The organism is Streptomyces sp. NBC_01446 (assembly GCF_026340095.1).
In the GTDB taxonomy this organism is placed as follows: Bacteria; Actinomycetota; Actinomycetes; order Streptomycetales; family Streptomycetaceae; genus Streptomyces; species Streptomyces aureus.
Genome location: NZ_JAPEPO010000001.1, coordinates 1757008 through 1768165, shown reverse-complemented (window position 1 = coordinate 1768165; position 11158 = coordinate 1757008). Strand labels below are relative to the sequence as shown.

Sequence of the window (11158 nt, the reverse complement as noted above, 5' to 3'; positions counted from 1 at the left end):
CGGCTCTGACAGCTTTGACCAGCACACTTCGCGCGAGGGCGCGGCGGTGCGCAGGGTGCTGTACGGGGAGAAAGTGCGGCGGTGCTGGTGGAGTCAGCTCACCGGACACATGGCGCTGGACATGCGGCAGAGATCGACGTGCCGCCGACTCACCAAGGCAATTCCAGCTCGATCCATGACGGAAGCGTGTCATGGGACTTTCGGCCCAGTCCACCACTGTCCAGAAGGTGGACAGGACTGTCTCGCATCGCGGACAGGTGTGTCGCGCGTCACTGGAGGGGACGGGAACGGACCGGAGAGACGGGGAGCGTACGGGAAGGGCGCCGCGGTGTCCCGCGGCGCCCCTCATGTTCTTGTCGCTGCTCCCACACCCCCCGCTACGCCCCGGGCCACGGCCCCGGCGTCGCCACCTCGGGCTCCTCCTCGACCTTCGTGTCGAAGAGGCGGAACCCGCGCCGCTCGTAGTTGGCCATCGCGTGCTCACCGTCCTTGCTGCACGTGTGCAGCCAGACCCGCTTCGTCGGCGTGCGGTCCGGCCACCGCTCGGCCAGGTCCCAGGCGCGGGCCACTCCGTAAGAGAGGAGGTGACCGCCGATGCGGCGGCCCCGGAAGGCGGGGATCAGGCCGAAGTAGACGACCTCGACGACGCCGTCGTCCTGCGCCTCCAGCTCGACGTAACCGGCCGGGGTCCCCTTCTCGTACGCCACCCATGTCTCGGTGCCCGGACGCGCCAGGACTTCCTGCCAGCGCGCGTACGTCCAGCTCAGGCGGTCGGTCCAGAGGATGTCGCCCCCGACGGACGCGTACAGGAAGCGGCTGAACTCCGGCGAGGGCACCTCGGCGCGGACGATGCGGAGGTCGCCGCCCTCGGGTGCGGCGGCCGGCCGGAGGTCGGAGGGAGCGGTCTGCTCCAGGGACCAGGTGGTCACAGCGATGTTGCTCATGCGGATCAGGCAATCACGGGCTCCGCACCCTGGCCAAAGCGGTCCGCGATACGGGAAGATCCGCCCGCGCCACGCCGCCCCCCGCGCACGACGCACCTGGAGGATGTTCATGCCCCGCAGGACAACTCGCCGCACACCCCGCGGTCTCCTCGCCACGGCCATCACCACCGTGGCCCTCGCGACACTCGCCGCCCCGGCCTCCGCCACGACCGCTCCGCAGGCCGCCGGCCCACAGGGTCGGATCTTCATGGTCAACCCCGTCCAGTCGTCCGGCGACCAGACCCTCACCGACGCCAAGGACTCCCCGACCGCGGTTCCCGCCTCCGCCTACACCCTCGCCGCGCTGAGGAACCTCGACGCGAGCGGCGGCCTCTCGGGCAAGTGGGTCACCGTGAGATCGAACACCGGCGGCGCCGCCTCGGTCGCCGACGCCGGCACGTACGACCGTCAGGACGACCAGTTCGAGCAGGTCATGGCCTACTTCTGGGTCAACGAGGCACAGGAGTACCTGCAGAGCCTCGGCTTCGGCAGCGAACTGCCCGGCGCCAACGACCGCGCGCAGCCGGTCCGCATCGACCAGTGGGGCGCCGACAACTCCTTCTTCACCGACAAGAAGGCCGAGATCCGCTTCGGCAAGGGCGGCGTCGACGACGCGGAGGACGCCGAGGTCATCGTCCACGAGTACGGGCACGCCGTGCACAACGCGCAGGTCCCCGGGTTCGGCACCTCCGAGGAGGCCGGGGCCATCGGTGAGGCGTGGGGCGACTACCTCGCGGCGTCCGTCGGCGCCTACGCGGACGCCACGTACGGCTGGCCGCACAAGACCGACCTCGCCTGTCTTGCGGACTGGGACTCCGTCTCGTACACGGCCACCGCGCCGCACTGCCTGCGCCGCCTCGACACCGGCAAGACGTACGCCGACAAGGTGGGAGAGGTGCACGCGGACGGTGAGATCTGGTCCCAGGCGCTCTTCGACATCAGGGGTGCGCTCGGCGCGCGGACGGCGGACCGCGTCATCGTCGACGCGCAGTTCGGCTTCGCGCCCGACACCAGTTTCAAGGACGCGGCCCTGACGACGGTCGCGACCGCGCAGAAGATGTACGGCAAGAGCGCGGCGGACGCCGTGCGCAAGGCGTTCCAGGCCCGCGGCATCCCCGGGGTGTGAGCCGGCGCGGGGCGGCGGCCGGGCGCCGCCCCGCGCGCACACGAAAGAGAAGGCCAGGGGCACCGGCCGGCGGCAGATGTCCAGGAATCCCCTCCGTAAGTCCATGGAGTCGGGCGCGGCCCGGCGGCACGCTCTGAGCCACCCGCGGGGGCTCCGTCCCTCCGGCATCCGCAACCACTCACGGAGGTACGTCATGGGACGCACCCGCGTCAGCACCGCGCTCGTCGCCTTCTGCACCGCCGCGACCGCGGGCGTCACGGCCCTCGCGGCCGCCCCCGCCGCCACGGCCGCCTCCCCGCTCAAGACGCGCGCCCATTACGTCGACTGCCGGGCCGCCGGCGCCGGCCCCGAGAAGGGCACCCGAAAGGCGCCGTGGCGCACGCTCGCCGCCGTCAACGCCCAGCGCCTCGGCCCCGGCGACCAGGTTCTTCTCAAGCGCGGCACCCGCTGCACGGGCACCCTCACCCCGAACGGCGCGGGCGCCCCCGGCAGCCCCGTCCGCATCGCCCCGTACGGCAGCGGGGCGAAGCCGGTGATCGACGGAGCGGGCGCCCCCGACACCGTCCTCCTCCGCAACACGCAGTGGATCGAGGTCTCCGACCTGGAGATCACCAACGCGGCGAACCCGGGCACCAAGCGCCGCGGCGTGCGCGTCGTCCTCGACGACTACGGCACCGGCAGGCACTACCGCCTCACCGGCCTCGACATCCACGACATCCGCGGTGACGACACCAAGGACAACGACGGCTCCGCGGGCATCCTCTTCTCCGTCACCGGGTCGGCGAAGGAGACGCACTACGACGACGTACGCGTCGAGAACAACACCCTCAGGACAGTCGACCGCGAGGGCATCTTCTTCGCCTCCAGCTGGAACCAGCGGCCCGCCATCAGCGGCTACGACCCGAACGGCCCGCACTGGGGCCCGTCCACCGGCGTCGTCGTGCGCGGCAACACCCTCGACGACCTCGGCGGCGACGGCATCGTCATGACCGCCACCAAGAACGCCCTGGTCGAGCACAACACCCTGCACGGCTTCCAGCGCCGCTCCGCCGGATACAACGCGGGCATGTGGCCGTGGAACGCGGACGGCACCGTCTTCCAGTACAACGAGACGTCCGGCGGCGAGACGACCCGCGACGGCATGGCGTACGACGTCGACGAGGGCTCCTTCGGGACCGTCTTCCAGTACAACTACAGCCACGACAACGCGGGCGGCTTCTTCCTCGTCTGCAGCGCCGACGGAACCCTCGGCGACGCCGTGATCCGCTTCAACATCAGCCAGAACGACCACTTCAGGGGCATCGAGACCTGCCGCGGCTCGTTCTCCGGGGTCCGCTTCCTGCACAACACGATCTACGTCGGTGACGGCGTCAGCCAGACCGTCGTCAACGAGAACACCACCAGCCGGCACGAGATCGCCTTCGACGACAACATCGTGGTGAAGGAAGGCGCCGGCACGGCGGCCTTCACGCTGCGCTCCGGCGGCGTCACCGCGTCCCACAACGCGCTGTACGGGATCGGGGCGGCGCCCGCGAACTCCGGCGGCATCACCGCCGACCCGATGCTCACCCGCCCGGGCACGGCCACGGGTTACGGGGATGCCGCGGCCGCCTACGCCCTGCGTGCCGGATCGCCCGCACTGGGCGCGGGGGCGCCGCTCGCCGACGCGGGCACCCGCGACTTCGCTGGCAACCCGATGGTGCCCGGAGCGGCGCCCAACATCGGCGCCTGGAACGGGAGTTCATCCGATCGGTGACGATCGGCGGGGCGCCCTGATGCTGGTCGGGGCGCCCTACGGGGCGCCGACCGGCACCGGCGCGTGCCAGCCCTGCGTGTCCGGTCCGGCGGGCGCGAGCTTCACGCCGGAGCCCGCGGGGGCGAGGGAGCGCCCGGTCGCCTGGTTCACCAGGGTCTTCCTGCCCGGGTTGTACGTCCACAGCTTGGCCGGGTCGGTGACCTTGCCGCCGGTGGCGATGTCGCCCGCGCAGTCGGCGATGCGCACGCTCTTCTTGTCGCTGGCGGTCAGGCAGTAGTTCGACGGCAGCCGGACGGTGCCGTCGGCCGCGAGGACCCAGGACTGCTCGAAGGCGCCGGGACCGTTGTCCTTGCACGCGGCGAGCGTGAGCTCCGCGCCGTCCTCGGCGGCGCCGCTCGGGGCGAGGCACTTGTCGCCGGGTGCGGTGATCTCGGCGCGCTTCGAATTGCCCAGCGCCAGACGCTGGTTGGTGCTTCCGTCGGGACGCGCGTCCACGGCGGCGGCGCAGGGCGGGTTGCTCTTCGTCTTGGTCACCGAGCTGACGGCCGCACCGGCGCCGACGGCGGTGCCGGTGGGCAGGCCGAAGTGGGCGTCCGAGTACGGCTGGTCGTAACAGGTGGCCCGCGGGTCGTTCCACTCGAAGTACTCGACCCAGTCGATCAGGCCCGTGGACTTGATGGCGGTGGCCGGCGTCTGCACGCTGCCGAGCTTGAACGACTCGCCCGTGGTCTTGTCGTGGATGGTGGCGCCGAACCAGCCGTCGCCCTCGTAGGCGACCGTGGAGGTGTAGGTGTGCCCCTCCTCCCAGTCGTGGTTCATGCGACAGCTGGACCCCTCGCCCTCACCGCCGAACTGGAGACAGTAGCTGCCCTCCGAGCCGGGCTTGCGCTCGAAGCTGTCCCACACCGAGAACAGGAACGTCGGCTTGTCGCCGCCGTTGCGCTGCATCCCGATGTAGGCGCCGTTGCCGACGTTGAAGCCGAACTGGTGGCTCCAGAAGGTGTTCGCGTTGTAGCCGGGGTCCTTCTCGACCGTCGTGGACCAGGTGACCTCGCCGAGCCCGTCGGTCGCCGACGGGAACGAGTAGTAGGTGTACGTCCCCGGGGTCGTGCCGATGGCGTCGTCCGCGTTCGCCGCGGGGGCGGAGGCCAGGCCGGCTCCGGCGGCGAGGCCGAGCGCCGCGAGGAGCGGCACGGACCGCCGCTTGAGGGAACGGGTGAAGCGTCCAGTCATCGAAAACCCTGCCTGTGATGGAGGTGGATGCGTGAAGGGAGTGCGTCGGGCTGCACTGCGCAACGTCGTGCGCGAAGGTGATTGAAAGCGCGCGACTTAGAGCATGATCACGCGCGCCGGGCACATCCTGCGCCATCTGGCGGCGTGGGGCAAGAGGGGGCGCGCAGGGCCGTCAACAGCGCCGCGAACGCCTCGTTCACGGCCTCGCAGGTGCGCCGGATGTCGTCCTCCTCGAGTGCGGCGGAGGCGAACCAGCAGGCGAGGCCGTACACGTTGACGTGGATCCGCGCACGAGCAGCTCGTGGCGCTTGCGCTCGTAGCGGTCCGGATCGGCGGTGAAAAGGTCGCGGTAGTGGCGGGTCGGGGCGCCGTCCGCCGAGAACGCGATCTGGGACATCGCGCCGACGCCCTGGACCGCGCACGGCACGCCGTGGTCGCGGAAACCATCCGGCGATGCAACTTGTCAGGGCCCTCGGCGCCGGTGCCCCGCACAAGGCCGGCGCACTCGCGGGGGCAGCCGTCATCGACGGAGCGCTGCTGCACGCCCTGCCCCCGCACTCGCCGTCCGCCGCGCTGCTGTGCCTGCTCACGCGTGCGGGGCCGGAGGGTGCGTGCGCGGAGTCGGCGAGGGCCGGGGTGGCACCACCCGCCAGGGTCGGCGCGAGGGCAACGCCGACGGCGCCCGAGAGGTGGCGTCTGCCTGGGGATCTGGACCTGTCTCGCCCTGCTGCGACGGTGCGAGCACGTACTGACTGGTGGGTGGTCCAGGGCCCTAGGGAGCAATTTCCACCAAAGTCCAAAGACCAGCGGTCGTCAGTCCAAACACGGAAGGTCGGCTTCGCCCAGGTCGGGGGCGGTGCGTGCGACTGCGGTGACCGTGTTCGTTGCCTGCGCGTTTCATGCGTGAAGCTGCAAGATCTAAATAGTTACCAATCAAGTCTTGTCATCCGTTGGCAGGCTGACGCAAGATTCCGGTACCTCGCGAGCCGGGCCGCAGCCCCCGCGAGGGCCCTGTGAAACCAACCCTCGCTCGCCACTCGACGCAGGAGGTGAATGTGTCGGCCGCTGCGTCCGCATCGCCCACGCCCACATCGCAAAACCCGCCCGACCTACCGCACGAGGCACCCGGAACATCGGGCAGGAAGAAGGCGTCCGGCACGAAGGGGACGCCGGGCAGGAAGGGGCGCAAGCCCGCCGAGCGGCGGAGCCTGCGCGAGCGTCTGAGGCAGGACCGCACCCTGCTCCTGCTGTGCGTGCCGGGCATCCTCTACTTCGCGGTGTTCTTCTACCTCCCGCTCGCGGGCAACAGCATCGCCTTCCAGGACTACCAGCCCTACCTCGGCTTCAAGGGAAGCCCGCTGGTCGGCTGGGACAACTTCAAGGCCCTGCTCGAACAGCCGGAGTTCTGGACGGCCGTGTGGAACACGCTGAAGATCAGCGCCGTTCAGCTGATCCTCTACTTCCCCGCGCCGATCGCCCTCGCGCTCTTCCTGAACTCGCTGATCAGCAACAAGACCCGCCGCCTCATGCAGACGGTCGTCTACCTGCCGCACTTCCTGTCGTGGGTCGTCGTCGTCGGCATGTTCCAGCAGGTCTTCGGCGGCGCGGGCACGGTCACCAGCTACCTGAACGACCACGGCGTGCACGTCGGCAACATCATGAACAACCCCGACACGTTCATCTACCTGATCACCTCCCAGAGCGTCTGGAAGGACGCCGGCTGGGGAGCGATCATCTTCCTCGCCGCGATGGCCTCCATCGACACCTCGCTCTACGAGTCGGCGGCGATGGACGGAGCGGGCTGGCTGCGCCGCATGTGGCACATCACGCTGCCCGGCATCAGGCCCGTGATGATCATGCTGCTCATCCTGCGCCTCGGCGACATCCTGTCGGTCGGCTTCGAGCAGATCCTCCTCCAGCGCGACAACGTCGGCCGGGACGCCTCCGAAGTCCTCGACACCTACGTCTACTTCCACGGCGTCGTCGACGGCGACTGGGGCATGTCCACCGCCGCCGGCCTGATGAAGGGCGTCATCGGCTTCGTCATGATCGTCCTCGCCAACAAGTTCGCGCACCGCCTCGGCGAGCAGGGGGTCTACCAGTGAGCACCGCGCCCATATCCACCACCCTGCGGCCCGAGAGCCAGGAGAGCCGGGAGAGCCGAAAGGGCCGCACCGGCAGCAGGAAGCGCCGCGGCTCCGCCGAGCGTCCCGCCTGGATGGAGCAGCCCAACCCGGCGGCCCAGACGCTGAAGTTCATCGTCATCGTCGCGATGATCGTGGCCGTCGGCTACCCGTTCCTGCTCGCCATCGGCACCAGCCTCTCCTCCAAGGCCGAACTCGCCGCGAACGGCGGCTACGTGCTGTTCCCGTCGCACCCCACGCTCGAGGCGTACCGGGTGGTCCTGTCCGGCGGCGTCATCACCCGCGCCGCCGTCGTGAGCATCGGCGTCACGGTCATCGGCACGGCGCTCAGCCTGCTCTGCACGATCGCGCTCGCCTACGGCCTCTCCCGGCCGCGGACCTTCGCGGGCAAGCCGCTGCTCCTGATCGTCGTCGGCACGTTCCTGTTCACGCCGGGCATCATCCCCAACTACCTGGTGGTGCAGGAGCTGGGACTGCTCGACACCTACGGGGCGATGATCGCGCCGATCCTGCTCAACGCGTTCAACATCATCGTGGTCCGGGCGTTCTTCCAGGGCATCCCCGACGAACTGCACGAGGCGGCCCGCCTCGACGGCGCCGGTGAACTCACCATCCTGTGCCGGATCGTGCTCCCCCTGTCGAAGGCCGTCATCGCCGTGGTCGGCATGTTCTACGCGGTGACGTACTGGAACAGCTTCTTCAACGCGATGCTCTACATCAACGACCCGGACAAGCTGCCGCTCCAGGTGGTGCTGCGCAGCTACGTCCTCCAGGGCGACACCTTCAACGCGAAGGCGCTCGGCGTGAGCGTGCTGCCCGCCAGCACCGCCCTGTCGATGGCCGTGCTCATCCTCGCGGTCCTGCCGATCATCGCGGTCTACCCGTTCCTCCAGAAGTACTTCGTCAAGGGCGTTCTCACCGGCGCCATCAAGGCCTGAGCCACCACCCTCAACCGCTCCTCGCCCCTTAGGAGAGTCATGTCCTCCAGAGACTTCAACCGCCGCGGGTTCCTCGGTGCCGCGACCGTCGCCGGCCTCACCGTCGCCGGTGTCGGTTCCCTCACGGCCTGTGGTTCCGGCGCGGCCTCGGGTGGTGGCGGCGCCAAGGCGTCGGCCAAGCTGAAGCTGCCGACGTACGTCCCCGCGAACGTCCCGGCGCCGGACCTGCCGGGCAACGCGGCGGGCCTCGACCCGGCGTACCTGCGCTACCCCAAGAACCTGACCCGCAGCGTCACCGAGAAGCCGGGCGACGGCAAGCCGGTCACGGCCCTGACCGAGACCTTCACGACCGCGGCCCCGGCCATGAACCGGAACGCGTACTGGCAGGAGCTCAACAAGCGCCTGGGTTCCGACCTGAAGATGACGATCGTCAACGGCCTCGGCGCCGACGACGTCTACCGCGCGAAGTTCAACGCCACCATCGCCGGCGGCGACATGCCCGACCTCATGTGGTTCCCGCCGAACCAGGGCCTCAAGAACGTCCCCGCGCTGCTCGAGGCGAAGTTCCACGACCTCACCGAGTACCTGTCGGGCGACGCGGTGAAGAAGTACCCGAACCTCGCCAACATCCCGGAGTTCGCCTGGAAGACGGCCGTCTTCAACGGCAAGATCTGGGGCATGGCGGTCCCGTACGGCCGCATGGGCCAGGTCTACGTCGCGAACGAGGACTTCTGGAAGCCGGTCGGCGGCGTGCAGTTCGAGAGCGCCCAGGACTTCTTCGACAAGGCGAAGGAACTCCTCGACGTCAAGCGCAAGAAGTACGTCCTCGAGCCGGCGTACGTGAACCACATCCTGCAGTTCGCCTACTGGCACGGCGCGCCCAACGGCTGGCGCACGGAGGGCGGGAAGCTCACCCACTACTTCGAGACCGACGAGTTCCACGCCGGCCTGGAGTTCGCCCTCAGGTGCCAGAAGGCGCAGCTGTTCTGGCCGGACCCGAACCTGCCGACGACCCTGGAGAAGATGGAGGGCGGGTTCCTCGGACTGCACGTCCAGTCCTTCCCCGGCTTCCTCAGCGACAGCAACCAGTACGACTGGCCGGAGAAGGTCGTCGTCCCGTTCGCCGCGGAGAAGGGGATGACCCCCAGCTGGGGCTACGGCTACGGCTCGGTCGGCTTCACGGCCATCAACAAGGCCGTGAGCAAGGACCGTATCGAAACCCTGCTCCAGGTCATGAACTACCTCAGCGCGCCCTTCGGCACCGAGGAGCGGCTCTTCCTGGACAACGGCATCGAGGGCACGCACCACACCCGTTCCAAGGACGGTGACGTGCTCCTCAACAAGAAGGGCAACGCCGAGGTCATCACCACCCGCCAGGCGATCAACTTCTTCGGCAACGCCCCCGAGACGCTGTACCTCCCGGGCAAGCCCGACATCACCCGCGGTATCCACGCGGCCCAGGTCGAGCTGATGAAGCTTGCCAAGATCAACCCGACCACGGGCTTCTTCTCGGACACCAACGCCAACAAGGGCGCCTCCTCGACCGACACGGTGTACCAGGCCGTCAAGGACATCGTCGCCGGCCGCACCCCGCTCTCCTCCTTCAAGAAGGACATCCTGCCGACCTGGCAGCGCGAGGCGGGCAACGCCATGCGCGACGAGTTCGAGAAGGCCATCGCCGACAGCAAGTAGTGAGCCCGGCACGGCAAGCACCGCTCAGCACCCCTATGCGTCCCGCACGCAGAACAGGACACCCGCACGTGGAAGACCTGCGCATCGCCGTCATCGGGCTCGGACTGCGACGGAATCTGGCGACCGCCGCGCACCGCCCCGGCAGGGGGTCGGTCGTGGCGGCGGTGGCCGACCTCGACCCGCAGATTCGGGCGAAGGTACCGGAGTTGTACGAGGGCGCGGTCGCCGTCGACGACTACCGAAGGCTCCTCGAGGACCCCTCGATCGACGCCGTCATCGTCGCCACCCCCGACGACACCCATGAAGCCATCGCCTGCGAGGCGCTCGAAGCGGGCAAGCCGGTCTACGTCGAGAAGCCGCTCGGCATCTCGGTCGAGCAGTGCGACACCATCCTGCGCACCGCGTACAAGACCGGCACCCGCCTCTACGTCGGCCACAACATGCGCCACATGGGCGTCGTGCGCCTCATGCGCGACATCATCGCGCGCGGCGAGATCGGCGAGCCGAAGACCGTGTGGGTACGGCACTTCGTCTCGTACGGCGGCGACTACTACTTCAAGGACTGGCACGCCGACCGCACCCGCACCACGGGCCTCCTCCTCCAGAAGGCCGCGCACGACCTCGACGTCGTGCACTGGCTGGCCGGCGGCTACACCAAGCGCGTCAACGCCCTCGGCGACCTCATGGTCTACGGGGACCTGCCGCGCCGCGAGCCGGACACCCCGCGCCCCGAGGGCTGGCTGAAGGAGTTCGACTGGCCGCCGACGGAGCGCCACGACCTGCACCACGTCGTGGACGTCGAGGACGTGTCGGTGATGAACATGCAGCTGGACAACGGCGTCATCGCCGCCTACCAGCAGTGCCACTTCAGCCCCGACTACTTCCGCAACTACACGGTCATCGGCACCGAGGGCCGCCTCGAGAACTTCGGGGACAGCCCCGGCGACGAGGTCCGGGTATGGAACACGGGCCCGAGCGGCTACCGCAAGGACGCCGACATCGTGTACCGCGTGCCCGAGGCGACGGGCTCGCACGGCGGCGCCGACGAGCGCATCATCGGCGAGTTCTGCCGCTTCGCGCGCGAGGGCGGCGTCACCGACACGTCGCCCGTCGCGGCCCGGATGAGTGTCGCCGCCGGTGCGCTCGCCACCCGCTCGCTGCGCGAGGGGGGCGTGCCGTACGACGTCCCGGAGCTCGAGCCGGAGCTTCTCGCGTACTTCGACGGCGGTCAACTGCCGCGCGAAGCAGGGGAGTAGCAGCCAGCGCAGGCGTGGGCGGGCCCGTCG

Annotated in this window: 9 protein-coding genes; 6 read left to right on the top strand and 3 right to left on the bottom strand. The window is 69.5% G+C overall.

From position 1 onward, the window contains the following. Positions 1 to 93 precede the first annotated feature (93 nt). Together OG456_RS50450 and OG456_RS07920 are read right to left on the bottom strand one after the other, a co-directional pair. On the bottom strand, positions 94 to 177 hold the full coding sequence (locus OG456_RS50450) for a putative leader peptide (RefSeq protein ID WP_323136396.1): 84 nt from the start codon (positions 175 to 177) through the stop codon (positions 94 to 96). A gap of 200 nt (positions 178 to 377) precedes the next feature. Further along, positions 378 to 944: a GNAT family N-acetyltransferase gene (locus OG456_RS07920; RefSeq protein ID WP_266558600.1), complete on the bottom strand. Its 567-nt coding sequence runs from the start codon at positions 942 to 944 to the stop codon at positions 378 to 380. Positions 945 to 1053: 109 nt separating this feature from the next. On the opposite strand from OG456_RS07920, the gene OG456_RS07915 reads away from it, so the two are divergent. Both OG456_RS07915 and OG456_RS07910 read left to right on the top strand, forming a co-directional pair. After that, on the top strand, positions 1054 to 2109 hold the full coding sequence (locus OG456_RS07915; RefSeq protein ID WP_266558599.1) for a M4 family metallopeptidase: 1056 nt from the start codon (positions 1054 to 1056) through the stop codon (positions 2107 to 2109). 193 nt (positions 2110 to 2302) lie between these two features. Continuing rightward, positions 2303 to 3865 carry a right-handed parallel beta-helix repeat-containing protein gene (locus OG456_RS07910; RefSeq protein WP_266558597.1) on the top strand — a complete coding sequence of 521 codons (1563 nt, stop codon included), beginning with the start codon at positions 2303 to 2305 and terminating at the stop codon, positions 3863 to 3865. A 36-nt stretch (positions 3866 to 3901) separates the two neighbouring features. Here OG456_RS07910 and OG456_RS07905 read toward each other — a convergent pair whose 3' ends face one another. Further along, the gene (locus OG456_RS07905) at positions 3902 to 5098 is read right to left on the bottom strand and encodes a DUF3472 domain-containing protein (RefSeq protein ID WP_266558595.1); all 1197 of its coding nucleotides are present in this window, start codon (positions 5096 to 5098) and stop codon (positions 3902 to 3904) included. A gap of 1055 nt (positions 5099 to 6153) precedes the next feature. On the opposite strand from OG456_RS07905, the gene OG456_RS07900 reads away from it, so the two are divergent. From OG456_RS07900 to OG456_RS07885, 4 genes are all read left to right on the top strand, one after another. Next, on the top strand, positions 6154 to 7203 hold the full coding sequence (locus tag OG456_RS07900) for a sugar ABC transporter permease (RefSeq protein ID WP_266558593.1): 1050 nt from the start codon (positions 6154 to 6156) through the stop codon (positions 7201 to 7203). A 113-nt stretch (positions 7204 to 7316) separates the two neighbouring features. Then, positions 7317 to 8180 carry a carbohydrate ABC transporter permease gene (locus tag OG456_RS07895; RefSeq protein WP_266569114.1) on the top strand — a complete coding sequence of 288 codons (864 nt, stop codon included), beginning with the start codon at positions 7317 to 7319 and terminating at the stop codon, positions 8178 to 8180. Between the two features lie 39 nt (positions 8181 to 8219). Continuing rightward, positions 8220 to 9872: a hypothetical protein gene (locus OG456_RS07890; RefSeq protein ID WP_266558591.1), complete on the top strand. Its 1653-nt coding sequence runs from the start codon at positions 8220 to 8222 to the stop codon at positions 9870 to 9872. A 68-nt stretch (positions 9873 to 9940) separates the two neighbouring features. After that, complete coding sequence (locus OG456_RS07885) at positions 9941 to 11128, top strand: Gfo/Idh/MocA family protein (protein WP_266558589.1); 1188 nt, start codon at positions 9941 to 9943, stop codon at positions 11126 to 11128. Positions 11129 to 11158 lie beyond the last annotated feature (30 nt).